Source organism: Gordonia sp. NPDC127522 (assembly GCF_042672305.1).
Classification (GTDB): Bacteria; Actinomycetota; Actinomycetes; order Mycobacteriales; family Mycobacteriaceae; genus Gordonia; species Gordonia hongkongensis.
This window is the reverse complement of record NZ_JBHXVK010000019.1, coordinates 66633-92758: the sequence shown is the minus strand read 5'-3', so window position 1 is coordinate 92758 and position 26126 is coordinate 66633. Positions and strand designations below refer to the sequence as shown.

Annotated in this window: 24 protein-coding genes; 12 read left to right on the top strand and 12 right to left on the bottom strand. The window is 68.6% G+C overall.

What is annotated here, in order from left to right:
- Positions 1-129: 129 nt before the first annotated feature.
- Positions 130-1533 carry an MFS transporter gene (locus tag ACFVHY_RS21405; protein ID WP_390275324.1) on the bottom strand — a complete coding sequence of 468 codons (1404 nt, stop codon included), beginning with the start codon at positions 1531-1533 and terminating at the stop codon, positions 130-132.
- A gap of 357 nt (positions 1534-1890) precedes the next feature.
- Between ACFVHY_RS21405 and leuA the strand changes: the two genes are divergently transcribed.
- From leuA to ACFVHY_RS21375, 6 genes are all read left to right on the top strand, one after another.
- Positions 1891-3741: a 2-isopropylmalate synthase gene (leuA, locus tag ACFVHY_RS21400; RefSeq protein ID WP_390275323.1), complete on the top strand. Its 1851-nt coding sequence runs from the start codon at positions 1891-1893 to the stop codon at positions 3739-3741.
- Positions 3742-3844: 103 nt separating this feature from the next.
- Positions 3845-4864, top strand: coding sequence for an LLM class flavin-dependent oxidoreductase (locus ACFVHY_RS21395; protein ID WP_390275322.1), 1020 nt, complete (start codon positions 3845-3847; stop codon positions 4862-4864).
- A 211-nt stretch (positions 4865-5075) separates the two neighbouring features.
- Positions 5076-5396, top strand: a complete 321-nt coding sequence (locus ACFVHY_RS21390; protein ID WP_065632076.1) for a putative quinol monooxygenase — start codon at positions 5076-5078, stop codon at positions 5394-5396.
- Between the two features lie 171 nt (positions 5397-5567).
- Positions 5568-6761, top strand: coding sequence for a thiolase family protein (locus ACFVHY_RS21385; protein WP_390275321.1), 1194 nt, complete (start codon positions 5568-5570; stop codon positions 6759-6761).
- The gene (locus ACFVHY_RS21380; protein WP_390275319.1) at positions 6754-7419 is read left to right on the top strand and encodes a TetR/AcrR family transcriptional regulator; all 666 of its coding nucleotides are present in this window, start codon (positions 6754-6756) and stop codon (positions 7417-7419) included. Before ACFVHY_RS21385 ends, ACFVHY_RS21380 begins: the two co-directional genes overlap by 8 nt.
- A 47-nt stretch (positions 7420-7466) precedes the next feature.
- Positions 7467-8618: an acyl-CoA dehydrogenase family protein gene (locus ACFVHY_RS21375; protein WP_058251055.1), complete on the top strand. Its 1152-nt coding sequence runs from the start codon at positions 7467-7469 to the stop codon at positions 8616-8618.
- A gap of 80 nt (positions 8619-8698) precedes the next feature.
- Here ACFVHY_RS21375 and ACFVHY_RS21370 read toward each other — a convergent pair whose 3' ends face one another.
- Positions 8699-9580, bottom strand: coding sequence for a LysR family transcriptional regulator (locus tag ACFVHY_RS21370; protein WP_390275318.1), 882 nt, complete (start codon positions 9578-9580; stop codon positions 8699-8701).
- 103 nt (positions 9581-9683) lie between these two features.
- On the opposite strand from ACFVHY_RS21370, the gene trxA reads away from it, so the two are divergent.
- On the top strand, positions 9684-10046 hold the full coding sequence (trxA, locus tag ACFVHY_RS21365; protein ID WP_058251053.1) for a thioredoxin: 363 nt from the start codon (positions 9684-9686) through the stop codon (positions 10044-10046).
- A 75-nt stretch (positions 10047-10121) separates the two neighbouring features.
- The gene (locus tag ACFVHY_RS21360) at positions 10122-11114 is read left to right on the top strand and encodes an EamA family transporter (protein ID WP_390275316.1); all 993 of its coding nucleotides are present in this window, start codon (positions 10122-10124) and stop codon (positions 11112-11114) included.
- Here the strand turns inward: ACFVHY_RS21360 and ACFVHY_RS21355 are convergent.
- Complete coding sequence (locus tag ACFVHY_RS21355) at positions 11103-12185, bottom strand: alpha/beta hydrolase (protein WP_390275315.1); 1083 nt, start codon at positions 12183-12185, stop codon at positions 11103-11105. The genes ACFVHY_RS21360 and ACFVHY_RS21355 overlap by 12 nt on opposite strands.
- Positions 12186-12260: 75 nt before the next feature.
- Between ACFVHY_RS21355 and ACFVHY_RS21350 the strand changes: the two genes are divergently transcribed.
- Positions 12261-13562 (top strand): MurT ligase domain-containing protein, encoded by a 1302-nt coding sequence (locus ACFVHY_RS21350; RefSeq protein WP_390275314.1) that lies wholly within the window; start codon positions 12261-12263, stop codon positions 13560-13562.
- On the top strand, positions 13559-14281 hold the full coding sequence (locus tag ACFVHY_RS21345) for a type 1 glutamine amidotransferase (protein WP_390275313.1): 723 nt from the start codon (positions 13559-13561) through the stop codon (positions 14279-14281). The genes ACFVHY_RS21350 and ACFVHY_RS21345 overlap by 4 nt, the downstream gene beginning before the upstream one ends.
- 333 nt (positions 14282-14614) lie before the next feature.
- Here the strand turns inward: ACFVHY_RS21345 and ACFVHY_RS21340 are convergent, their stop codons facing one another.
- From ACFVHY_RS21340 to ACFVHY_RS21305, 8 genes are all read right to left on the bottom strand, one after another.
- Positions 14615-15337, bottom strand: coding sequence for a uracil-DNA glycosylase (locus tag ACFVHY_RS21340; RefSeq protein ID WP_390275311.1), 723 nt, complete (start codon positions 15335-15337; stop codon positions 14615-14617).
- A gap of 114 nt (positions 15338-15451) precedes the next feature.
- Entirely contained in the window at positions 15452-15994 is a 543-nt protein-coding gene (locus ACFVHY_RS21335) for a uridine kinase (protein WP_390275310.1), read from the bottom strand.
- A gap of 14 nt (positions 15995-16008) precedes the next feature.
- Positions 16009-17637, bottom strand: a complete 1629-nt coding sequence (locus ACFVHY_RS21330; protein WP_390275309.1) for an alpha/beta fold hydrolase — start codon at positions 17635-17637, stop codon at positions 16009-16011.
- Positions 17638-17684: 47 nt separating this feature from the next.
- A complete protein-coding gene (gene recR / locus ACFVHY_RS21325) occupies positions 17685-18296 on the bottom strand; it encodes a recombination mediator RecR (RefSeq protein ID WP_058251045.1) in 612 nt (203 codons plus the stop codon).
- A 68-nt stretch (positions 18297-18364) separates the two neighbouring features.
- Positions 18365-18781 carry a YbaB/EbfC family nucleoid-associated protein gene (locus tag ACFVHY_RS21320; protein ID WP_390275308.1) on the bottom strand — a complete coding sequence of 139 codons (417 nt, stop codon included), beginning with the start codon at positions 18779-18781 and terminating at the stop codon, positions 18365-18367.
- Complete coding sequence (locus ACFVHY_RS21315; RefSeq protein WP_226512271.1) at positions 18759-19088, bottom strand: hypothetical protein; 330 nt, start codon at positions 19086-19088, stop codon at positions 18759-18761. The genes ACFVHY_RS21320 and ACFVHY_RS21315 overlap by 23 nt, the downstream gene beginning before the upstream one ends.
- A 22-nt stretch (positions 19089-19110) precedes the next feature.
- Positions 19111-20073 carry a pseudouridine synthase gene (locus ACFVHY_RS21310; protein WP_390275307.1) on the bottom strand — a complete coding sequence of 321 codons (963 nt, stop codon included), beginning with the start codon at positions 20071-20073 and terminating at the stop codon, positions 19111-19113.
- Between the two features lie 56 nt (positions 20074-20129).
- Positions 20130-20567 (bottom strand): SRPBCC family protein, encoded by a 438-nt coding sequence (locus tag ACFVHY_RS21305; protein WP_390275306.1) that lies wholly within the window; start codon positions 20565-20567, stop codon positions 20130-20132.
- Between the two features lie 82 nt (positions 20568-20649).
- Here ACFVHY_RS21305 and ACFVHY_RS21300 point away from each other — a divergent pair, with 82 nt between their 5' ends.
- Positions 20650-22032: an FAD-binding oxidoreductase gene (locus tag ACFVHY_RS21300; protein ID WP_390275329.1), complete on the top strand. Its 1383-nt coding sequence runs from the start codon at positions 20650-20652 to the stop codon at positions 22030-22032.
- A complete protein-coding gene (locus ACFVHY_RS21295) occupies positions 22029-23351 on the top strand; it encodes a class I SAM-dependent methyltransferase (RefSeq protein WP_390275305.1) in 1323 nt (440 codons plus the stop codon). Before ACFVHY_RS21300 ends, ACFVHY_RS21295 begins: the two co-directional genes overlap by 4 nt.
- 224 nt (positions 23352-23575) lie before the next feature.
- Here ACFVHY_RS21295 and ACFVHY_RS21290 read toward each other — a convergent pair whose 3' ends face one another.
- Entirely contained in the window at positions 23576-26086 is a 2511-nt protein-coding gene (locus ACFVHY_RS21290; RefSeq protein WP_390275304.1) for a DNA polymerase III subunit gamma and tau, read from the bottom strand.
- Positions 26087-26126: the final 40 nt, after the last annotated feature.

The following is a 26126-nucleotide window of genomic DNA, read 5'->3' as shown; positions in this document are numbered from 1 at the left end:
CCCTGAGGAGCGCCCGGAGCTTGCGGAGGGCGCGTCACGAAGGGTCCGGCGACCGTCGTCTCAAACAACTCCGTCCCGAGCCGTTCGGCTCGGGACGGAGTTGCGTCAGAGGAGTTGCGGGACAGTCGCTTACGCGACCAGCACCTGCTCGTCGTCGGTGACCGACGCCCGCATCGTCTTGTCCTTGGTCTCGACGATCTTGATCGTGCACACGACGCTGAGTGCCGACAGACCGGCGAGCAGGACACCCACCCAGATCGCCCCGGGGCCGGCGATCAGCGGGGCGGCGATCAGCGGGGGGATCGCCCCACCGAGGATGCCGGCCAGGTTGTAACCCATCCCCGCACCGGTGTAGCGGTACCGCGCCTCGAACAGTTCGGGCAGGAGCGCTCCGGCCGGACCGTAGGCGATGCCGAAGATGAGCAGCGTCCCGAAGAGTCCGACCACGAACGCGAAGCCGCCGCCGATCTCGAGGATCGGGAACAGCACCAGCGCCCAGGGGATCGCGACGCTGCACGAGGTGAGGATGACCCGGCGACGACCCACGCGGTCCGACCACACCGCCGACGCCGCGGTCGACAGTCCGAACACCACGGCCGCGCCCATCCCCGCGGTCAGCACGAAGGTCCGCGACAGTTCCAGTGACTTGGTGCCGTAGTTCGTGAGGAACGCCGTGCCCATGTAGAACAGCGAGAACAGGCTCGCCAGCGCGCCGCCGGCGATGAGGATCTCGCGCCACTGGTGGCGGAAGGCGTCGAGGAACGGCAGTGCCGGACCGTCGACCACGGGACCGCCGATTGTCCTGCGCTGCTTCGCTTCTCGGAACACCGGCGTCTCCGCGACCGCGAGCCGGACCCACAACCCGACGGCGACGAGCGCGAAGGACAGGATGAACGGGATGCGCCAGCCGTAGTCGAGGAATGCCGAACTGGTCTCGCCGAGCGTCAGGCTCGCGATGAGGAACGTCAGGCTCGACAGGAAGAACGCGAAGGCCGGGCCGAGTTGAGGGAACATCGCGTACAGTCCCCGCTTGCCCGGTGGGGCGTACTCGGCGGTGAGAAGCGTTGCGCCCGCCCATTCGCCGCCGACGGCGAAGCCCTGCAGGAACCGCAGGAAGACGAGGAGGATGGGCGCCGCGATGCCGATCCCGGATTCGGCGAAGCCGAACACGCCGGTCTCGTAACCGGGGAGAAGACCGATCGCGACCGTCGCCAATCCCATGATGAGCAGAGTCCACACCAGGGTGCGTTTACGGCCGATCCGGTCGCCGAAGTGACCGAAGAGCATCGCTCCGACCGGCCGCGCGAAGAAGGCCACGGCGAAGGTGGCAAAGGACGCGATGGTCCCGGTGACCTCGTCGGCGGCCGGGAAGAACACCGTCGGGAACACCAGGGCGGCGGCGGTGCCGTAGATGAAGAAGTCGTAGAACTCGATCGTCGTGCCGATGGAACTCGCGGCGGCCACGCGTCGAAGGCTCGTGCGTTTACCCTCCGGCGGTTCGGTCACCGGCGGTTCGGCGGGGATGGTCGTCACTGGCGTTCGCCCTTTCTGCAGACGGCCGCGTCGGGGTGGCGGCTCGAGATCCCGGGCATCATCGGTCCGGGTGCCCCTGTCCGCCGCTCGGATGATTTGGGTCACTCCGGCTGCGCGGTGAGAGGCATGTCATAGTCTGGAGCTCGTGTCGGTGAGGCGACACCCCCCGAAGAGGGGGACGTCATGACCCGGCCTCACCTGCATCTTTGGCCACCTCGTCGCCGGGGAGTACAGTCGAGCGCATGCAGCGCGCACTCCTCCTCGGTTGCCGCGGCGGGGTCTGAACCGACCGGCCCTCCGTCGCGGGGCCTCATCACGCGCCGGTCACTTTCCTTCCACACACGGAGAATGACCACCATGGCACCAGCAGACAGCTTCACTTCCGGCGCCAGCCGAATCGTCGAGCCCGCGGGCCCGATTCCCGCCGGACAACCCTCATGGAACCCGCAGCGCAGCTCCGCGATGCCGGTTCATCGTTATCGCCAGTTCGCCGACGAGGTCGAGAAGGTGGCGGTTCCCGACCGCACCTGGCCCGACAAGGTCATCACCACCGCCCCGATGTGGTGCGCGGTCGACCTGCGCGACGGCAACCAGGCACTCATCGACCCGATGAGCCCGGCACGCAAGCGCCGCATGTTCGACCTCTTGGTCCGGATGGGCTACAAGGAGATCGAGGTCGGATTCCCGTCGGCCAGCCAGACCGATTACGACTTCGTCCGCGAGATCATCGAAGACGGCGCCATCCCCGACGACGTCACGATCCAGGTGCTGACCCAGTGTCGTGACGAACTGATCGAGCGCACCTTCGACGCCTGCCGCGGCGCGGCCAACGTGATCGTCCACTTCTACAACTCGACGTCGGTACTGCAGCGTCGAGTCGTGTTCCGCGCGGACAAGGCGGCGATCACCAAGATCGCGACCGACGCCGCACACAAGATCCTCGAGGTACAGCAGAACTACCCGGACACCAACTGGCGGTACGAGTACTCGCCGGAGTCCTACACGGGCACCGAGCTGAGCTTCGCCAAGGAGGTGTGCGACGCGGTCACCGAGATCATCGCCCCCACCCCGGAGCGCCCGATGATCCTCAACCTGCCGGCGACGGTCGAGATGGCCACCCCCAACGTCTACGCCGACTCGATCGAGTGGATGCACCGCAACCTCGCCCGGCGCGACTCGGTCATCCTGAGCCTGCACCCCCACAACGACCGCGGAACCGCCGTCGCCGCAGCCGAACTCGGCTACCAGGCGGGCGCCGACCGCATCGAGGGATGCCTGTTCGGCAACGGCGAGCGAACCGGCAACGTCTGCCTGGTGACCCTCGGCATGAACATGTTCAGCCGCGGCGTCGACCCGCAGATCAGCTTCTCCGACATCGACGAGATCCGCCGGACGGTCGAGTACTGCAACCAGCTCAACGTCCCGGAGCGTCACCCCTACGGCGGCGACCTGGTCTACACCGCGTTCTCGGGAAGCCACCAGGACGCGATCAACAAGGGCCTCGACCAGATGAAGGTCGACGCGGACAACGCCGACTCCGACGTCGACGACATCACCTGGGCCGTACCGTATCTGCCCATCGACCCCAAGGACGTCGGCCGCAACTACGAAGCTGTCATCCGCGTCAACAGCCAGTCCGGCAAGGGCGGCGTCGCCTACATCATGAAGGCCGACCACGGCATGAACCTGCCGCGTCGTCTGCAGATCGAGTTCAGCCGGGAGATCCAGAAGATCACCGACGGCGAGGGCGGCGAGGTCAATCCCAAGGAGATGTGGGACGTCTTCGCGGAGAACTACCTGCACCCGATCTGGCCGCTCGAGCGCATCCGGCAGAAGGTGGACGCGGCCGAGGTCGACGGCGGCGACGACCACATCACCGCCGTGGTGAAGGTCGAGGGCAACGAGCGGGAGATCTCCGGCTCCGGCAACGGTCCGCTGGCGGCTTTCGTCGACGCGCTCGGCGCCGTCGGCTACGAGGTCCGGGTCCTCGACTACAGCGAGCACGCACTGACCGCCGGCGGCGACGCCAGCGCCGCGGCGTACGTGGAGACCGAGGTCAACGGCGAGACGGTCTGGGGTGTCGGCATCGCGTCGTCGATCACCACCGCCAGCCTGCGCGCAGTCGTCTCGGCGGTGAACCGCGCTTACCGGGTCACCTCGGTTCCGGTCGCCGACGGCGAAGCCGCCCCGGGCACCTGGGCGCCCTGACCATCCCCTTCGAAGACCCGATTCCGTCCCGTCGATCGCGCCGATCGGCGGGACGGAATCGTACCGGCGGGAACAAAACGGACCGGAGTGTCATTTAGAGGGCATGAAGAACATCGGTTTCCTGTCGTTCGGTCACTGGTCGGACGCCCACGGGTCCCAGGTGCGGTCCGGCGCGGACACGCTGCTGCAGTCCATCGACCTCGCGGTGGCCGCCGAGGAGCTCGGCGCCGACGGTGCGTACTTCCGCGTTCATCACTTCGCACGGCAGCTCGCATCGCCGTTCCCGCTGCTCGCGGCGATCGGCGCCAAGACCAGTCGCATCGAGATCGGCACCGGGGTCATCGACATGCGCTACGAGAACCCGCTGTACATGGCCGAGGACGCCGGTGCCGCGGATCTCATCTCCGGCGGCCGGCTCCAGCTCGGGATCAGTCGCGGGTCCCCCGAGCAGGTCATCGACGGCTACAAATACTTCGGCCATGTTCCGCCCGAGGGATCGTCCGACGCCGACATGGCGCGACAGCACACCGAGGTGTTCCTGAAGGTCATCGAAGGCGGCGGCTTCGCCACGCCGAATCCCCGTCCGATGTTCCCCAACCCGCCCGGGTTGCTGCCCATCGAACCCCAGTCCCCCGGCCTGCGGGACCGCATCTGGTGGGGCGCCGGGACCCGGGCGACCGCGGAGTGGACTGCCCAGCAGGGCATGAACCTGATGAGCTCGACGCTGCTGACCGAGGACACCGGCGTGCCCTTCCACCAGTTGCAGGCCGAACAGATCCAGCGGTTCCGCAAGGCCTGGGCCGACGCGGGGCACCCGCGCGAGCCACGAGTATCGGTGAGCCGGAGCATCTTCGCCATCGTCGACGACCGAGACCGCGCCTACTTCGGCCGCGGCGGCGCCGAATCCGATCAGGTCGGCGTGATCGACAACAGCGTCGCCCGCTTCGGGCGCAGTTACGCGGACGAGCCGGACAAGCTCGTCGAGCAGTTGCGCGAGGACGAGGCGATCGCCGCGGCCGACACCCTTCTGCTGACCGTGCCGAACCAACTCGGTGTCGAGTACAACGCGCACGTCCTCGAGTCGATCCTCACGCACGTCGCGCCGGCTCTCGGCTGGCGCTGACATCGCGTGACGCACACCTCGCCGGCCCCGTCGGCCGCGCCGGTCCTCCCGCGCGCAGCCGCTCGGGGCCGGCGTTCTTGCGCAGGGTGCCGAAATCGCCACATCGGGACGACTCGCTGACCTAACGTCACCGGGGTGTCCGGTGTCCGACGGACATCACCGACGAATTGTCGAGATACACGCCGAGCCCCACCGCGAACGGAGAGCCCCCATGTCCGAAGTGATCGTCGTCGCCACCATCTCCCCCAAGCCCGGAGAAGAACAGGCGGTGCGGGAGGCCGTGCTGGCTGCGATCCCCGAGGTGCACGGCGAGCCGGGATGCGGGAAATACGCGTTGCACGAGGCCACCGGCGACTCGACCGACCTGGTGATGATCGAGCGCTGGGAATCGATGGAGGCCCTGGCGACCCACGGCGCCGCCCCGGCACTCACCACGCTGGGCAAGGCCATCGGCGGACTGCTGGCCGGCCCCCTGGACGTGCGGACATTCACGGCAGTTCCCGCAGGTCAGCCGGACAAAGGCACCATCTGACACATCACGACGCCGCCCTCACCCGTCGACCCGGGTGAGGGCGGTGCCCATTTCTGCAGGTACTTGCTGTTGATTCCGCCACCGAGCGCGTGCTAGACCGGTATAACGATCGTTAGATAAAGTTAGCCGCGCCAACTGCTGCGCTGGTCCCCGCTCCCGAGAGGAACCCTCATGCCCGAAGCCGTCATCGTCGACGTCGTACGCCTCGCGTCCGGAAAGGGGAAGCCCGGCGGCGCGCTGTCGGAGACCAAGCCCGTCGAGTTGCTCGCACACGTGCTGCGCTCGCTGGTCGAGCGCAACGATCTCGACCCGGCCCTCGTCGACGATGTGATCGGCGGTTGCGTCGGCCAGGCCGGTGAGCAGGCCCTGAACATCTCGCGGACCGCGCTGCTGTCCGCCGGCTTCCCCGAGTCGGTGCCCGCGACGACCGTCGACCGTCAGTGCGGGTCGAGCCAGCAGGCCGCTCACTTCGCCGCGCAGGGCATCATCGCCGGCGCCTACGACGTGGTCATCGCCGCCGGCGTCGAGTCCATGAGCCGCGTCCCGATGGGCTTCACCACCGCCGGGCGCAGCCCCTACGGCCCGAGTATCGCGGCCCGCTACCCCGACGGACTCGTCGGACAGGGCATCTCGGCCGAGCTCGTCGCCGCCAAGTGGAAGTTCGACCGCGAGGCACTCGACGCCTTCGCCGCACAGTCTCACCAGCGCGCCGCCGCTGCCGCCGGCGAGGGCTTCTTCGACCGCGAGATCCTGCCCATCGACGTCGCCGATGCCGACGGCAAGACCTTCACGCACCAGACCGACGAGACGGTGCGCGCCACGACCACTCCCGAGGGTCTGTCGGGGCTGAAGCCGTCGTTCTACACCGAGGACTTCGCGCAACGATTCCCGGAGATCAACTGGCACATCACGCCTGGCAACTCGTCGCCGCTGACCGACGGCGCGTCCGGCGCGCTCATCATGAGCGACGTCATGGCGTCGAAGCTGGGCCTGACCCCGCGTGCACGATTCCACTCGTTTTCGGTGGCCGGCGATGATCCGATCTTCATGCTGACCGCCCCCATCCCGGCCACACACAAGATCCTGGCGCGCTCGGGCCTCTCGATCGACGACATCGACGCCTACGAGGTCAACGAGGCCTTCGCCTCGGTGCCGATGGCCTGGGCCCACGAGTTCGGAGCCGACCCGGCCAAGCTGAACCCGCGGGGCGGCGCGATCGCGCTCGGCCACGCGCTCGGGTCGTCGGGCACCCGCCTGCTGGGCACCCTCGTCAACCATCTCGAAGCGACCGGCGGCCGGTACGGCCTCCAGACCATGTGCGAGGGCGCGGGCATGGCCAACGCCACCATCATCGAACGTGTCTGAGGCGGCGCGGACGGCTCCCACCCGGAGGCTGACGATCGAGACCGAGGGCCTGGACTGGCGGCAGCGCGAACCGGTGCCGCTGCCGGCCACCCTCGTCGCGGCCAAACACGCCTTCTACGAACGCGGTTATCACGGCACCTCGATCCGCGACATCGCCTCGCGGGCAGGCGTTTCGCTGCCGACGCTCTACTACCACCACGACAACAAGCTCGGCATCCTCGTCGAACTGCTCGAGGCCGCGATGACCTCGGTGCTGGCGTGGGTCGGCGCGGCCATCCAGTCCGGCCGGACGCCGAGCGAACAGCTGTCCAATGCCATCGAGTCGATCGTCCTGCACATGACGAGCGATCTCGAGCTCGCCAGCGTTGCCCACGAGTTCCGCCATCTCGACTCCGACGATCCCCGACGTGAGACCTACGTCGCGATGCGCACCGAGACCGAGGACCTGCTCGCCGATGTCATCGCACGTGGTGTCGAGTCGGGGGAGTTCCACTTCGACGAGGACCCCAAAGAAGTACTGCGCTACCTCTTCGGCGCGTGCCAGGCAGTCACCACCTGGTATCGCCCTTCGGGTCCTCGGACACCGGCCGAGGTCGCGGCGTCGTATGCCCTGATCTCGCTGCGCGTCGTGGGCGCGCAGGGACACACCGACGACTGATCACCGAACGCCACCTATTACAGACTCACTCACGAAAGGGAGAAGCCATGAAACGCACCATCTTCGAAGACGAGCACGAGGCCCTGCGGGAAACCGCGCGGCAATTCCTGCAGCGCGAATGCGCCCCGTACACCGAGGAGTGGACGCGAGCCGGTCAGGTCGATCGCATCGCATTCAAGAAGGCCGGTGACGCAGGCCTTCTCGGATTCAACATCCCCGAGGAGTACGGCGGCGGCGGCGCCATGGACGACTTCCGGTTCAACGCCGTGGTGGTCGAGGAATTCGCGAAGTTCGACGGCGCGGCACCCGGCCTCAGCCTGCAGAACGACGTCGTCGCACCGTACTTCGTGCACCTCGCCAACGACGAGCAGAAGAAGCGCTGGATGCCCGGGATCGCCACCGGCGAGACGATCCTCGCCGTCGCGATGACCGAGCCGGGCGCGGGCTCCGACCTGGCGGGCATCAAGACCTCGGCCAAGCTCGAGGGCGATCACTATGTCCTGAACGGCAACAAGACGTTCATCTCGTCGGGCATCAACTCCGACCTCGTGGTCGTGGTCTGCCGGACCAACCCCGATCCCGAAGCCGGCCACAAGGCGTTCTCGCTGCTCGTCGTCGAGCGCGGCATGGAGGGCTTCGAGCGCGGTCGCAAGCTCGACAAGATGGGCCTCAAGGCCCAGGACACCGCCGAGCTGCACTTCAACGACGTGCGCGTGCCGGTCGAGAACCTGCTCGGCCAGGAGGGCATGGGCTTCTACCACCTCATGCAGAACCTGCCGTCGGAGCGGCTGTCGATCGGCATCGGCGCCATCGCCGGTGCGCGTGCGATCTTCGACGAGACCCTGCAGTACACCAAGGACCGCAAGGCCTTCGGCCGTCCGATCGGCACCTTCCAGGCGAACCGCTTCAGCCTCGCCGAGATGGCGACCGAGCTCGACATCGCCGAGGTCTACATCGACCGCTGCCTGCAGGGCGTTCTCGATGGTGAACTGAACGCCGTCGACGCCTCGAAGAACAAGTGGTGGTGTACCGAGCTCGCCAAGCGGGTCATCGACAGCTGCCTCCAGCTGCACGGTGGCTACGGCTACATGAACGAGTACCGGGTTGCCCGCGCTTACACCGACGCTCGTATCCAGACGATCTTCGGTGGCACCACCGAGATCATGAAGGACATCGTCGGCAAGAGTCTCGGCGTCTGAGTTCTCGCAATCACCGACAGCCCGGGGCACCCGCCCCGGGCTGTCGGTGTATCCGGGCCCACTCGGGTGGCGTCGGGCCGTCAGCCCTGTTCGGCGCCCACCGCACGCAGGTGATCGACGACCTGCTGCACCGCCGCCCGCGAACGCGGCCGGGCCAGCGCCTCGTAGACCCGTGCGGCGCGAACTCCCTTGAGCACCAGTCGTTTCACCTCCGGATGCCGGACCGCGAAACGCGGCATCAGCGCGATGCCGTGGCCGTGCGCCACGAGCGCCTCGATGGTGGTGAAGTCCAGCATCCGCTGTGTCACCCGGGGCGCCACCCCGGTCGCCGCCGAGATCGACTGCAGCACATCGTCGACCGGGAAGCCGCCCTCGACGCTGATCCAGTCGTGATCGGCGAGTTCGGTGACCGCGACCTGGTCGCGCACGGCGAGTTCGCTGCCGGCGGCGACGATCACGTCGACGGGTTCACGCATCAGCTCGGTGACCCGGACCCGCGGGACGTTGACCGCCGGGGTCCGTTCGTCGCGGTGGGTGACCACGACGTCGTGATCGGCGAGAGCCGGTGCCGCGTCGTGGTATCCGACGTCGAGATGCACCGCGTGTACGTCGATGCCCGATGCGGTGGCCCGCTCCAGGACCACCGGCAGCAGCAGAGTGGCACCGGACGGGAACATCGCCAGGCGGACCCGGGCCTTGCCCGACCGATACGACGACATCTCCTCCTGCGCCCGATCCACCGCCGCGATCACGTCATCGGCGCGCAGCACGAGCGCACGCCCCGCCTCGGTCAATCGGATTCGGCGGCCATCGGGTTCGAACAACGCGACACCGGCCTCCTCGGCCAAGACCTTCAGCTGTTGCGACACCGCCGACGGGGTCATGTGCATCGCGTCGGCGACCGCGCCGATCGACTCCCGGTCGGCGAATTCCCGCAGCAGCCGCAGACGCCGGACTTCCATGCGACAACGGTACTCAGGCCCACGTCGTCGTCAGGCAGTGCCGTGGGTCACGGCATGACCTTCGGGGTGGAATGTCCGAGCGGTCCGATCCGTTGGTGGGGGCATGGCATCACAAGACATCACCCTGGAAACCTTCGAGGACACCATCGCCTCGGACGGCATCGTCCTCCTCGACTTCTGGGCCGGCTGGTGCGGCCCGTGCCGACAGTTCGCGCCCGTCTTCGAGAAGGCCTCCGAAGCACACTCCGACATCGTGTTCGGCAAGATCGACACCGAGGCCGAGCAGCAGCTCGCCGGCAGTCTCGGTATCCGTTCCATCCCGACGCTCATGGCATTCCGGGACGGGATTCTGGTCTTCAACCAGCCCGGTGCACTGCCCGCGGCTCAGCTCGAGGAACTGATCGGCGCCGTCGAGGGGCTCGACATGGATGACGTGCGGGCGAAGGTCGCCGCGGCACAGGAGTAACCGTTCAGAGAAACTGAATAGTTATTCCGGTTAAATTCGATTGTCCTTCACATCGTCCACGCCGACGATGGGGCAATGTCCACTCGTGATCGCCTCCTCGCGTTGTTCGTCGTCCTGCTCTGGGGACTGAACTTCATCGCGATCCGAGTCGGGCTCGATCACTTCCCACCGTTCTTCCTCGCCGCGATGCGATTCGCGGTGATGGCGATACCGGTCATGCTGTTCGTGCGGTTCCCGAAGGTGCGCCTGAAGTGGTTCCTGCTGTACGTCGCCGGCTTCGGCAGCGTGCAGTTCATCATGCTGTTCCTGGCCATGGATCTGGGCATGCCGACCGGGCTCGCCTCGCTGGTCCTCCAGACCTCGGCACCCTTCACGGTCCTGCTCGGCGTGCTGTTCCTCCGGGAACGGATGACCGCCGGACAAGTCCTCGGCCTGACGGTCGCGGTTCTCGGCATGGCGGTCATCGCGATCGACCGGATGCGGGGCAGCGACCTCGGCGTGGCCGCTCTGCTGCCGATCGGTCTCACCGTGCTCGGTGGTCTGAGCTGGGCAGCGGGCAACATCGGGGGCAGACTCGCCCGTCCCGACGATTCCCTGCGGATGACGTTGTGGATGGCCGTCGTCGCCGCCCCGCCGCTGTACGCGGTGAGTCTGATCGTCGAGGGACCGTCCGCCGGCTTCGACGCGCTCGCCACGCTCGGTACCGAGAGTGGACTGCGTGCGCTGGGCGGACTCGCCTACCTCGCGATCTTCGGCACCGTCATCGGTGCGGGTCTGTGGACCACGCTGCTGGGACGCAACGACGCGAGCCGGGTGTCGCCGATGTCGCTGCTCGTGCCCGTGGTGGGGATCTCGGCAGCATTCTTCGTGCTCGGCGAGGTCCCGAGCGTCGGGGAGATCGTCGGAGCGGTCATCGTCGTCGCGGGGTGCGCAGCCGGGGTGATGGCCCGGCCGCGAGCCCGTAGGCGCCCGCCCGTTCCAGGTGCCACCCCGACGCCGGTCGATTCCGTGTCGTCGGTGACGGGCGCTCGCGAGGGCGCCGGAACACCGGTGCGCTCAGGCGGCTGAGCTGGACCCGGCCGGCGGAAGGGCCTCGCGCACCACCGCGCACAGACGGTCCACCGCGGCCCGGGCCCCCGGACTGATCAAGGTCATGTTGACGAACCCGTGGATCATCGCGCCCTCTCGCCGGACCGTGACCGGCACGCCGGCCTCCTCGAGCCTGCGCGCGTACGCGAGGCCCTCGTCTCGCAGCGGGTCGAAGCCGGCGACCATGACATGCGCGGGCGGGAGACCGCTGAGATCGTCGGCGAGCAGTGGCGAGCAGCGCGGGTCGCTCCGCTGCGCGGCGTCGGGCAGGTAGCGATCGGTGAACCAGGCGATGCCGTCGGCGGTGAGGAAGTATCCGGAGGCGAACTCCCGGCGCGAGGGTGTGTCGGCGGCCTGGTCGGTCACCGGGTAGATGAGCAGCTGGAAAGCCGGGGTGACCGCTTCGCCACGGACCTCCCGGGCGACGACGGTCGCGAGATTTCCGCCCGCGCTGTCACCGGCGACGACGATCCGCGCCGGATCCAGACCCCACCGCGGCGCCACCTCCACCGCGAAGCGCCACGCCGCCACCGCGTCCTCGACGGCGGCGGGGAACGGGGCGTCCGGAGCCAACCGGTAGTCGACGGAGAGCACGTCGAGGCCGGTGCCGTGTGCCAGACGCCGGACGAAGGTGTCGTGGCTGATCCGGCTGCCGGTGACGAAGCCACCGCCGTGGAAGTAGACGAGCAGCCCGGCCGAGTCGGCGGTGGAGCGGTACCGAGTGGCCGGGATCGGGCCGGCGGGTCCGTCGATGATCAGGTCCTCTTCCACCGCCATGGGCGGCAGCGCCTCGGCCATGGCGGCGCCGACCTCGTCGGTCTGGGCACGCGACTGCGCCACCTCGCCCTGGAAGGGGTTCAGCCCGGGCACGTTGTCGTTGGCCCAGCCGATCGCGGCAAGCTCGGGGGCGACTCGCTCACCGTCGGAGTTGACCGGTGCCCGTCGCCCCAGAACGGCCAACGCTCCGGCCGGGATTCGTGCGACGCCGAGCAACAGTCCGCGTTGCACTCGGGCGGGCAGGGACAGGCGCAGATGGGTGTCGCGACTCACAGCCGCCGAGCCTACGCGGCGTCGGCGCACGGCACGACCACTCCCGTCGGATCGGCCTGTGACACACTCGTGCGCATGCCCGACCGACTCTCTTCCGCCGGTTCCGCAACCCGCACGAACACCCGTGTTCCCGCCCGTACCGCCATCGCCCTGGGCGCTGCGGCCGCGGCCCGGTGGGCGTCGCGCACCACGGGACGGGGCAAGGGGTCGATGATCGGCGGCCTGGTCGCCGCGAAGATCGACCCCCAGATCATGGGTCGGCTCGCCGCGGGCAAACGCACCGCGATCGTCACCGGCACCAACGGGAAGTCGACGACCACACGGATGACCGCGGCCGCGATGGCCGAACTCGGCGAGGTCGCCACCCAGGCCGACGGCGCCAACATGGACGCCGGCATCATCGCGACCCTCACCCTGAGCCGGACGGCGCCGTTCTGCGCGCTCGAGGTCGACGAACTGCACGTCCCGCACGTCAGCGACGCCGTCGACCCCGAGGTCCTCGTGATGCTCAACCTCTCCCGGGATCAGCTCGACCGAGTCGGGGAGATCAACATGATCGAGCGTCGGCTGCGTGAGGGCATCACACGTCATCCCGAGACCACGGTGATCGCCAACTGCGACGACGTCCTGGTGACGTCGGCCGCCTTCGACGCTCCGGACGTGGTCTGGGTCGCGGCCGGCGCGAGCTGGGTCGGCGATTCCGTCAGCTGCCCCCGTACCGGCGAGCCCATCGTCCGTTCCGAGGAGGGGTGGCGGTCGACCGGCGACGACAACTTCCGCCGCCCCACCCCCGACTGGTGGTTCGACGACGAGAACATCTACGGCCCCGACGGTTTCAGCGCTCCCCTGGAGCTCGCGGTGCCGGGTAGGGCCAACCGCGGCAACGCGACCCAGGCGGTGGCCGCGGCCGTCGCGATGGGCGCCGACCCGCGCAACGCGGTGGCCGCCGTCGGCACGGTCGGCGAGGTCGCCGGCCGGTACGGCATCCACCAGGTCGGAAATCATTCGGTCCGAACGCTTCTCGCGAAGAACCCGGCCGGGTGGCAAGAAGCGATGTCGATGATCGACCAGGACGCCGACGGGCTGGTGATCGCGGTCAACGGCCAGGTGCCCGACGGCGAGGACCTGTCCTGGTTGTGGGACGTGCGCTTCGAGGCGTTCGAGACCATGCAGGTCGTCGCGGCCGGCGAGCGCGCCGCCGACCTGTCGGTCCGGCTGCTCTACGCGGGCGCCGAACACACCACCGTCCCGGATCCCATGGCCGCCATCGCATCCTGTCCGCCGGGACGCGTCGAGGTCCTGGCGAACTACACGGCGTTCCGCGATCTCGGCACCGCCCTGGAACGCGCAGCACGATCGCGGAAGGCAGAGCAGTGAGCGAATCGACCCTGCGGATCGGCCTCGTCCTGCCCGACGTCATGGGGACCTACGGGGACGGCGGGAACGCCCTCGTCCTGAAGCGCCGCGCGCTGATGCGAGGCATCGACGCCGAGGTCATCCACATCACCCTCGACGACCCGGTCCCCGACTCGCTCGACGTCTACACCCTCGGTGGCGCCGAGGATTACGCGCAGCGGCTCGCCACCCGGCACCTCACGCGCTACCCGGGTCTGCAGCAGGCGGCGGCGGCCGGACGGCCGGTGCTGGCCATCTGCGCCGCCATCCAGGTGCTCGGCCACTGGTACGAGACATCGGCGGGCGAACGCGTCGACGGGATCTCGCTGTTCGATCTCACGACGGCGCCCCAGGCGGAGCGGAGTATCGGCGAATTGCTCGTCGATCCGACCCTCCCAGGGCTGTCACAGCCCCTCACCGGTTTCGAGAACCACCGCGGCGGAACGACTCTCGGCTCCGATGCCGCCCCCCTGGGTCGGGTACGGCACGGCGTCGGCAACGGCGTCGGCGACGGCACCGAGGGCGTCGTCCAGGGCAGCGTGATCGGCACCTACATGCACGGTCCGGCACTGGCCCGCAACCCCGAACTCGCCGATCACCTCCTGGCCACCGCGCTCGGCGTCGAATCCCTTGCCCCGCTTGACCTCCCCGAGGTAGACCGGCTCCGCCGGGAACGCCTCGCCGCCGGCCGACGCCGGTAGCCGACTCTCAGCTCCGGCCGTCGTCGGTAGCGTCGACGGATGAATTTCAACTCGACTGATGGACTTCGATCGAGGTCCATCAGTCAGGATTCGAGTTCGTCGGTCAGAACTGCACGTGCTGCGTGCTTGTCAAACCATGCCGAGGGTGACACTGTCCGCCGGAGACGCGAAAATCCGTCCCCGTGGGCTTGGTCGAAGGGCAATGTGCCCTTCGATTATGATGAGGGGGACGAACTTTCACGCATCAGCACATGAACCATTCATAGTCTCCTCGCTCGGACCCCGCCGGCGGTGGCACACGGATCAGCGGGACCGAGAGCACGCCGGTCAGGCTCAATAATTCTCGATCCCCGCCGACCGCGCCGCCGCCGTGAGTACGTCGACGACCATCTCCACCGTGAGGCGTCCGGTGAAGGTGTTCTGCTGGCTCACGTGATAACAGCCGAAGACCTCGAGTTCGGCACCGTCGCGGACGAGGGTGGTGGAGACACCATGACCGAACTTCGGCATCGGCTTCGGGACCGTCCAGCCGAGCCTCGCGAAGGTACGAAGCGTTGACTGCCAACCGAATCCGCCGAGTGTCATCACGGAACGGACCGTCGGTGCGAGCAGTTCGAGTTCGGCGTGCAGCCAGTACGAACAGGTGTCGCGCTCTTCGACCGTCGGCTTGTTCTGCGGTGGTGCACAGTGGACCGGTGCGGTGATCCGCGTGTCGAACAGCTCCAACCCGTCGCCGATCGCGACCGAGAGCGGCTGGCTCGCAAGGCCGGCGCGATACAGCGCGGAGAACAGGACATCGCCGCTGCGGTCACCCGTGAACATGCGCCCGGTCCGATTCCCGCCGTGCGCCGCGGGGGCGAGGCCGACGATCAGCAGTCGCGCATCCGCCGGACCGATACCGGCCACCGGCCTGCCCCAGTACTCCTCGTCGGCGTACGCGCGTCGCTTCTCCTGCGCGACCAACTCCCGCCATTCGACGAGGCGCGGGCATGCACGGCACTCGATCAGGTGCGCGTCGAGCTCCGCCAGATCACGGAAGCGTCGTCGGGTGGCCATCCCTCGACATTAACCGCGGCGTCCGCTCGGCATCCCCGCCGGCCGACGGGACCGTCAGTCCGAGACCGCTCAGTCCAAGCCCCCTCAGTCCAAGCCCCCTCAGTCCAAGCCCCCTCAGTCCAGTACGACGCACCGTTCCCGCGTGCAATCCACGCCGAACCAGCCGCGCTCGAACTCCTGCCACGCCTCCAGATGACCTCGCGCATCCTCGCCGTCGCGGGCGACCGTCCGCTCGAGCCGTTCGCTCGGGGTCCCGCCGTCGAGCCACAGCGCGTGGGACAGGCGGTCGGCGATCCGGCGCCGCGCCGAGGACACCCCTTCGATGATCAGCAGCGGCTGCCACTCGATCCACACGCGGGGCCCGGGGGCCGGGACGCCGTCCTGCCACACGCGGGGCCGGTAACGGTAGTCGCGTCGTCGGGTGAACGGGTGCAGCACATCGGTTTCCAGTTCCGGCCACCACGCGACGGGATCGTCCCACGTCGCGAAGTCGTCGGTGCGGACCAGAGTCACACCGACTCCCCGAGCGCGCAGGTCCGCGACCAGGAGATCGGCGATCGTCGACTTGCCCGCTCCGGACGGTCCGTCGATCGCGACGATCCCGGCGTCGAGGCGAGCGGCCAGTTCGGTCACACGGGCGCGGGTCTGCGGGCTCACCAGATCAGGATGGGTCACCGACCGGCCGCCCCGGACGCGAACGCCGAGGGCAACCGGGTGAGCGGAGCCGTGATCGGTGCTTCGGGGACGCGCTGCACCGAGGTCCGGCCGGTGCGGAGGTACTCGACGATGGCGTCGTCGAGCGGCTTGTTGGCGCGACCGAGCTGCGCGTGGTCGCCACCACCGACCGTGATGAGGTGGCTGCGCATGAGTTCACGCATCTTCAACGACCCGCGATACGGGGTCTGCGGGTCGCCGACGCTCTGAATCTGCAGGGGCGCCACCGCCAGCCCGCGGTTGCGGATCTCGACCGGCCGCCCGAGCGCCGGCGCTCCGGCACACGCGAGGCCGGACTCGTAGGCGAGACCAGGCGCTTCGAACGGATCCCCGGTCACGTAGTTCGCGAGGAACGCCCGGAAGCCGAGCGACGGCTGCGCGGGGACCTGGTTCTCGTTGCACAGGACCGCGGCCTGCATGTCCTGCGAGACCTGGGCGGCCTCGATCGCGGCGGGGCCCGGGGTGGGCAGCTTCCGACCGGGGGTCGCGGTCATCAGCGCCACTGTCGGCCAGGAGTTGCGATCAGGCGCGAGCGCGCGGGTGAGCACCAGTAGCTGCGACGTCAGCTGTAGCGACCCGGGCCGGAGCAGGGTGAACACCAGGTTCTCGAACCTGGCACGCGCATCGGCGGTCAGATCGGTTCCCGCGATGTACTGCTGCGCGACCGCCCGCAGGCCCGGCGGCACGTCCCCGACCTGCGCGGGAGGTGCCAGCAGCGATGGCGGCACACCGGCCTCGGCACTGACCCGGTCGCTCCACTTCCGGTACACGGCGAGTGGCGTCGTGCCGAGATGGTAGATCCGGTCGTGGCGCGCGATCCACGCCATCAGCTCGTGCACCCGCGCCTTGTAGCCGGGTGTCTGCACGGAGAGAAGGCTGTTCCACACCACGCCCGGGTCGAAACCGGAGTCGAGGACCATCCGGTCGACGCGCTGCGGGAACAGTGTCGCGTACGTCGACATCAGCAGGGTGCCGTACGAGATGCCGTAGAGGCTGACCTTCGGTTCGCCGAGCAGCCGCCGGACGACTTCCATGTCACGGGCGGTGTTCTCGGTGGTGAGCGTCGCCCCCAGGCCCGGCGTACGCGCCTCGCAGCGATCGCGATTCAGCTTGCCCAGCGCCGTCATCAGTTCGGGCTCGTCGCCGGTGATCGGATCGCAGCGCAGCGGTGTGCCCGACACCAGACCACGCGGCTGCACGGCCACCAGATCCCATTCGTCGAGCATGGCCGCCGGCGGGCGCAGCTGACTGAACATCGCGATGCCGTCGCCGCCCGGGCCTCCCGGGTTGCCCATCACGACACCGCGACGCCGGGATTGGTCGCGCGCCTGCATACGGCTCACGCCGATCTCGATGGTCTCGCCGTTCGGCTCGGAGTGGTCGAGCGGAACTTCGACCGTCGCACACCGGACCGTCGCCGGTACGCCGTGCACCGCGGGGCATGCCTGCCAGTCGAGCGCGGGCGCGGCGGATGCTTCGGGCGGCTGCACGCCTTGTACGGCACCCACCAGGCCGGCCGCGACCACCACCGTCAGGCCTGCTGCAACACCCCGGACACGACGACGCCACCCACTACGCGAGATCACCCCATGACCCTAGCCGTCCGGTTTGCCGGGTACGACGGCCACCGACCTCACGCCAGGATGCGACGACCCGACAGTGCACGACCCAGGGTGAGTTCGTCGGCGAACTCGAGGTCGCCGCCCATCGGCAGCCCCGACGCGAGCCGGGTGACCGACAGGCCGGGAAAGTCCTTCAGCATGCGCTGGAGGTAGGTCGCGGTCGCCTCGCCCTCGGTGTTCGGGTCGGTGGCGACGATCACCTCGGAGACGTCGACGCCGTCTTCCTGGTTGGCCAGCCGACGCAGGAGTTCGCGGATACGCAACTGGTCCGGGCCTATCCCGGACAACGGGTCGAGAGCACCGCCGAGTACGTGGTAGCGCCCGGTGAACTCCTTGGTCCGTTCGATCGCGTGCACGTCTTTCGGCTCCTCGACGACACAGATCTTGCTGGCGTCGCGGCGAGCGTCCGAACAGATCCGGCACAGGCGATTGGCCGAGACGTTCCCGCACTCCGCGCAGAAGACGACGTCGTCGCGGACCCGTCCCAGCGCGGCGACGAGGCGATCGATGTCGGACTTCTCCCCGGCCAGCAGGTGGAACGCGATGCGCTGGGCGCCCTTCGGACCGAGGCCCGGCTGTTTGGCCAGCTCGTCGATCAGGTCCTGGATCGGTCCCTCATACATGCTGATCTGCGTCCACGGTGTCCGGGATTCCTACTCGTCGTTCGGCGTCGTACGCGGGGTGGGCGTACTCAGCCGCCCAATCCGGGGAGGCCGCCGCCGAGACCACCGGCGAGCGGCCCCATCTTCTCGCTGGCAAGCTGTTCGCGCTTCTCCGACAGGTCGGCCAACGCACCCAGCAACAGGTCCTGCAGGGTCTCCACGTCGTCGGGATCGACGACCTTCGGATCGATCGACACGGCGGTCACCTCACCGGTGCCGTTGCCGGTCACGGTCACGAGTCCGTTGCCCGCACTGCCGACCACCTCCGCCGCCGCGATCTCGTTCTGCGCCGACAGGAGCTTCTCCTGCATCTGCTGCGCCTGGGCCAGCAGTCCGGCCATCGGGTTCTCCCCGCCCTGACCGCCGCCGAACAACGCGCTGGGATCGAATGGTTGCGTCACCCGGCCCAGGGTAGTCGCAGCGTCATCGCAGCAGCCGATCGACATGCGCGGCGATGTCGTCGACGGTCGACTCCTCGACGGCGGCCACCTCGAAGGACAGGACCTCGTCGCCGAACAGCCGACCCGCGCGCGCCGTGAGCGCGAACTCGAACCGGTCGTCGACGCGACGCCACTGGGTGATCCCGCCGTAGACGGGCGCACTGGCTCCCGTGGTGACGCAGTATTCGTCGGCGCGCGGCCCGCCGACCAGATCGCGCTGGATCTGGAAACAGGCCAGCGACTCGTCGTCGATGAAGACCACGGCCTCGCAGCCCAGGTCGGGATGCCGTTCGTAGGACGCGCGGATGGTCATGGCGCCAGGGTAGATCGTGGCCCTACCCCGACACCGGCCGCCGGCTCTCGAACCGGCGCTCCTCGCCGGTCAGCGGGTCGGTGAACTCCAGCGCCCGGGCGACGAGGCGCAGCGGCCGGGTGAAGTCCCCGTGATCGGGAAGAGCGGCGAGTCCCGGCCGCACGTCGGGGTAGAGCGGGTCGTCGACGATGGGCACCCCGAGCGACGCCATGTGCAACCGGAGCTGATGGGTGCGGCCGGTGTGCGGCACCAGTCGGTAGACGCCGAGGCCGCCGACGACCTCGGTCAGCGTGATGTCGCTGATGGCGTTGACCGGCCCGTCCACCACGAGGGCGCGTAGGTCGCCCGCGGTCTTCTCGATCCGGTCCCGCACGGTCACGGTCGACGCCAGCGCCTCGTCGGCCGGCGCGAGCGCGAGGTACTCCTTGCGGGCGGTCCGGGACGCGAACAGGTCCTGATAGGCCGCGCGCACCTCGGGCCGCAGGGTGAACAGCAGCACCCCGGCGGTGAGGCGGTCCAGGCGGTGCGCCGGCGAGACGGTGTCGGAGCCCAGTTCTCGACGCAGCCGCACCAGCGCGGTCTCGGTCACGTGACGGCCCCGCGGCATCGTGGCGAGGAAATGCGGTTTGTCCACCACGACGATGTTCTCGTCACGGTGGATCACCGGCAGGTCGAACGGGACCGCGATCTCGTCGTCGAGGTCGCGGTAGAGGTACAGCGAGACGTTGCGGCTCGACGGCGCGGCCAGATCAGCGGGCCGGCCGTCGGCATCGACGATCTCGCCCGCGGCGGCGCGGCGACCCAGATCGTCGGCGGTCAGCCCTGTCAGCGCGGGCGCGGCCAGCAGCGCCTGACCGACGGTCAGCTCCGGCCCTGACCGCAACACCACGCGCGTGGCGTCGACGCCGTCGCGGATGGGCAGCGGCGACGGCCTTGCCCGGCCACGGCGGCGCCGGACGGGATCGGTCGATCCCGCGCCGGTCATCGCACGCTGTCGGGTGAGCAGGTCATCGAGCGCCGGCGGTCGGAGATGCCGAGCCGTCAGCTCTCGAGGCGCTTCTTCAGGTTGCCGAGGACCTCGGCCTGAATCCGGTTGAGACCCTTCGGCGCAAATGTCTTCTCGAAGAACCCACCGATGCCGCCGGCCCCCTGCCACGTGGTGGTGGTCGTGACGCGCGAACCGCTGCCCGATGCCGCGACGGAGTAGGTGGTCACCATCGTCGAGTTGGCGTCGCGCTCGGTGACGGTGTCCGGGGTGACGCTGACGGTCGCCTGCACGTCTCGCTGCCGCTTCGACGTGGCCTGCAGAATCCAGTGCACGACGGTGCCGTCGCCCTTGCCGCCGCTGATCACCTTGTAGTCGCGGTACTGCTCCGGGAGGATGGCCGGCCGCACGACCTCATAGTCGGCGAGAGCTCCGACCACGGAGTCCGGGGCGGCGGCGATGTCGAGCGACTGCGATGCGGAAACCTGACCCACGATTGGACACTCCTCAGTTACGAAACGATTGGCGGGCGAACTGATCAAGTCCTAGGCTAACCGGGTGACCAACGGGCTCGAGATGGGGGGAGCGGCATTCGACCAGGGGGTTGCCGACCTTCTGGCCAGCTATCGTGCCATCCCGCCGCAGGCAACCGTGCGTCTTGCGAAGAAGACGTCCAACCTCTTTCGTAAGCGCGCCGCCAATCCGCATCCGGGACTGGACGTCTCCGGACTCGACCGGGTCATCTCGGTGAATCCCGAGGCGCGCACCGCCGACGTCGCCGGCATGTGCACCTACGAGAACCTCGTCGCGGCCACTCTGCCGTACGGCCTCGCACCGCTGGTAGTCCCACAGCTCAAGACGATCACCCTCGGCGGCGCGGTCACCGGACTCGGCATCGAGAGCACGTCCTTCCGCTCCGGACTGCCCCATGAGTCGGTACTCGAGATCGACATCCTCACCGGCGACGGCGAGATCCTGACCGCGACGCCCACCAACGAACATGCCGACCTCTTCTTCGGTTTCCCGAATTCCTATGGCACGCTCGGTTATTCGGTTCGGCTGCGGATCGAGCTGGAGCCGGTGAAGCCGTATGTGGCACTGCGCCATCTCCGGTTCACGAGTATCGCCGATCTCCAGTCGGCGATGGACACGATCGTCACCACGAAGTCGCACGACGGCGAACCGGTCGACTACCTCGACGGAGTCGTGTTCTCCGCCAACGAGTCCTATCTGACGCTCGGCCGCCAGACCGACGAGGACGGACCGGTCAGCGATTACACCGGGATGGACATCTTCTATCGATCCATCCAACAGAAGACGACCGATAGGTTGACGGTCCACGACTACCTCTGGCGTTGGGACACCGACTGGTTCTGGTGCTCACGCGCCTTCGGTGCACAGAATCCGCGAATCCGGCGCTGGTGGCCGAAGCGGTACCTCCGCAGCAGTTTCTACTGGAAGCTGATCGGTCTCGACCAGCGATTCGACATCGGCGACCGGTTGAACGCCCGCAAGGGACTACCGGCGGGTGAACGCGTCGTGCAGGACATCGAGGTTCCCATTGACCGGACCGCCGACTACGTCGAGTGGTTCCTCTCCGAGATTCCCATCGAACCGATCTGGCTGTGCCCCCTCCGGCTTCGCGAGCCCGCCCTCCCCGGCGCCGATCCGGTACGCCCCTGGCCGCTGTATCCCCTTGCCCCGCAACGCACGTACGTCAACGTCGGCTTCTGGTCGGCCGTGCCGGTCACCCCGGGCGATCCCGGGCACACCAACAAGATCATCGAACGCAAGGTCGCCGAACTCGACGGCCACAAGTCGCTGTATTCAGAGAGTTTCTACACGCCGGAAGAGTTCGACGAACTCTACGGCGGAGAGAGTTATCGGCTCCTCAAGAAGCGGTACGACCCGCGGGGTCGTCTGCTGGACCTCTACTCGAAAGCGGTGAAACGCCAATGACCACGTTCAAGGAGAGTTCGGCGTCGAGTGTGGACTCGCACGCCGGCAAGATGACCCTCGCCGAGATCTTCGAAACACTCCTCGGCGGAAACCTGTCGATCCGGATCACCGCCTACGACGGCAGCAGCGCCGGACCCGTCGACGCCCAGTACGGCCTCGATCTGAAGACCTCGCGCGGAACAACGTATCTGGTGACCGCACCCGGCGATCTCGGACTCGCGCGCGCCTACATCGCAGGCGATCTCGAACTCATCGGCGCGCACCCCGGTGATCCGTACCCCGCGCTGAAGGCACTGGCCAGCAACCTGCAGTTCCACCGCCCCTCCCCTCTGTCGCTCGCCCACATCGCACGCTCGCTGGGCATCGATCACTTCAAGCCGATCGCACCGCCGCCGCAGGAGGCCGTCCCGCGCTGGCGTCGATTTGCGGAAGGACTGCGGCACAGCAAGTCCCGCGATGCCGAGGTCATCCACTACCACTACGACGTCTCGAACACCTTCTACGAGTGGGTGCTCGGACCGTCGATGACGTACACCTGCGCCGTCTACCCGGAACGCGACGCATCGCTGGAAGCCGCGCAGGAGAACAAGTACCGCCTCATCTTCGAGAAGCTCCGCCTCAAGCCCGGCGACCGCCTCCTCGACATCGGATGCGGCTGGGGCGGAATGGTCCGCTATGCCGCCCGACGCGGTGTCCACGCGATCGGGGCGACGCTGTCCGCCGAGCAGGCGCAGTGGGCCCAGAAGGCGATCGCCGACGAAGGGCTCGGCGAGTTCGCCGAGGTCCGGCACAGCGACTACCGCGACGTCACCGAAAGCGGCTTCGACGCGGTGTCGTCCATCGGACTCACCGAGCACATCGGCGTCCACAACTACCCGTCCTACTTCGGGTTCATGCGCGACAAGCTCCGTCCCGGCGGCATGCTGTTGAACCACTGCATCACGCGCCCCGACAACGCGAGTCGCAGCAAGGCGGGATCGTTCATCGACCGCTACGTCTTCCCCGACGGCGAGCTCACCGGCTCCGGCAAGATCATCTCCAAGCTGCAGGACATCGGCGGCATGGAGGTCATCCACGAGGAGAACTTCCGCGAGCACTACGCGATGACGCTGCGCGACTGGAACATCAACCTCGTCGAGCACTGGGACGAAGCGGTGGCCGAGGTCGGCGAGGGCACCGCACGGCTCTGGGGCCTCTACATGGCCGGGTGCCGAATCGGTTTCGACCGCAACATCATCCAGCTCCATCACGTGCTCGCCACCAAACTCGACGAGGACGGCGGCCACCAGGTGCCACTCCGGCCGTGGTGGGACGCCTGAGCCCGACCCGCCTCTGAAAACTGCAGCTCCCCGCTCAGCTAGTGCGCAAATGCGACCCCATTGCTCCCTGAGGAGCGCCCGGAGCTTGCGGCGGGAACGTCTGTCTCCCCGCTCCCTGAGGAGCGCCCGGAGCTTGCGGCGGGAACGTCTGTCTCCCCGCTCCCTGAGGAGCGCCCGGAGCTTGCGGAGGGCGCGTCACGAAGGGTCCGGTGACGCCCCACGGCTCACTCCAGCGGCCGTGCCCCCAGCTCCGATTTGAGCAGTTCCAGCGCCACCTGGTCGGGGTCGAGCCGCTGCTCGGGGCTGCCGGTGCGTGCATCGGCCACCATCTCCGCGCGTTCGTCGTGCGGGATGTCCTCGTCGGCACGTGGCGGCTCGGGCTCCTCCGGTTCGGCGACCGGCTCCGGTGCGGGCACCGGCGTCGCCGACTGGTCACGCGCGCGGCTCGGACGCGAGTACGACTGCCGCGCTTTGGCAGCTTGCTTCGACGGCGGCGCGGTCGACGTGGCCGAGGGTGCGGCGGCGCCCGGCGCCTGGTGCACGGTACGCACGTCGAGTTCGGTGCCGAAGACCTCGGTGAGCGCCTCGCGGATGATCGTCACGGCGTGCGGTGCGGACAACCGCCCGACCAGCACCTCGACCGGATGCGAGAGCACGACGGTCGTCCCGTCGACGTCGGCGATGACCGCCGCCGACAGCATCGGCTCGAGACTCTTCGACCGTTCCCGCACCGCGGCCCGGATGTCCTGATACCGCTTGCGAACCGAGTCGGCGTCGAGCCCGGCGGTCGCCTCGGGTTCGCGCTCCGGCTCGGGCACCGGCTCGGGCTCGGGCCGACGGGCACGGACCGGCATCGCGTCGGGTGGCGGGACGTCGTCCTCGTCGACGGGCTCATCGGGCAGCGGAATGTCGTCGTACGCCGCGGTCGACGCCGGTTCGGCAATCGGTTCCGGTTCGGGCGAGGACGCGTCCCGATGGCGCGACGGCGGTTCCGGTTCGGGCGAGGGCGCGCCCCGACGGTGCGACGGCGGTTCGGGTGCGGACGGGGTCCGGTCGGACCGTGCCGGCGGCTGAGTCGGCGTCGGCGGGGCGGGCACCTCGATCAGCGCCGCCGCATCGTCGTCCGATGAGGTGTCAGCGGCCGGCGCCGGTTCGGCCTCTGCCGCCTCGGCACTCGGTTGGTCGGCGATCAGTTCGTCGAACATCGACTCGTCGTCGGCGGTCTCCTCCGCGGGCAGCACGGCCTCGACCCCCGAACCCGTTGCGACGCCGGTCGAGTCGTGTTCAACCGCCTCGGGCGCCGCACCTGCCGCGACCGAGTCAGCAACGACGGGTTCCGGCGCGGAAGTCTCCACCACCGTCTCCGGCGCAACCGGCTCAGACACCGCCGGTTCGGGGACCACCGGTTCCGGCACCCGATTGGTGTCGGGTTGCGCGGCGTCGGCCTCGACGGCTTCCGCGGCCGCGCGCTCTGACGCCTCGGCGGCCTTGGCCTCCTCCATCGCCTTGCGCTGCGAGGGTCGGACGAACTTCGGTTCCGGTTCCGGCTCAGCCGGTTTCGCGGGTACCGGGATCGACGTCGTGCCGATCCCCGACTCGAGTCGTTCGAGTCGCTGCAACAGAGCTGCGTCGTCGGCGGAGACCGCGGGAAGCAGCATCCGTGCGCACATCACCTCGAGCAGGAGTCGCGGCGACGTCGTGCCGCGCATCTCCCCGAGCGCGTTGTGCACGATCTCGGCGAACCTGGTCAGCGACGCGGGCCCGAGGGTCTCGATCTGGGCGCGCATGCGGGCGAGCTGGTCACCCGGCGCCTCGACGAGTCCGCGGTCGGCGGCGTCCGGAACCGCTTGCAGCAGAATCAGATCGCGAAGACGTTCCAGCAGGTCGACGGCGAACCGTCGAGGATCGTGGCCGGCGTCGACCACCTTCTCCACCGTGCCGAACAATGCGGAACCGTCGGCGTCGGCGAGAGCGTCGACCGCGGTGTCGATCAGCGCCACGTCGGTGACGCCGAGCAGCGCCAGTGCGCGTTCGTACGCGACACCCTGATCGTCGGCCCCGGCCAGCAGCTGATCGAGGATCGACAGCGAGTCACGAGGCGAACCGCCACCCGCACGGATGACGAGCGGGTACACCTCGGGCGCGACGGTCACGCCCTCGCGCTCACAGATCGTCTCCAGGAGACCGCGCATGACCGGCGGAGCGAGCAGCCGGAACGGGTAGTGGTGGGTGCGCGACCGGATGGTCGGCAGCACCTTCTCGGGTTCGGTGGTCGCGAACACGAAGATCAGATGCTCCGGCGGCTCCTCGACGATCTTGAGGAGCGCGTTGAATCCCGCGTTCGTCACCATGTGCGCCTCGTCGACGATGAACACGCGGTAGCGCGACTCGGCGGGCGCATAGAAGGCGCGGTCACGCAGCTCGCGGGTGTCATCGACACCGCCGTGACTCGCGGCGTCGAGCTCGATGACGTCGAGGTTGCCCGGGCCGCCCGGCGCGAGCGCCACACAGGAGACACACGTTCCGCACGGCGTGGAGGTGGGGCCCTGCACACAGTTCAGCGAACGAGCCAGGATCCGCGCCGACGACGTCTTGCCACAACCGCGGGGACCGGAGAACAGATACGCGTGATTGATGCGACCGGAATCCAGGGCACGGCTCAACGGATCGGTGACGTGCTCCTGACCCACGACGTCGGCGAAGGTAGCCGGGCGATAGGTGCGATACAGAGCCACGCGTCGAGACTACCGGCGACCCGTGACAGTCGGTGAGTGT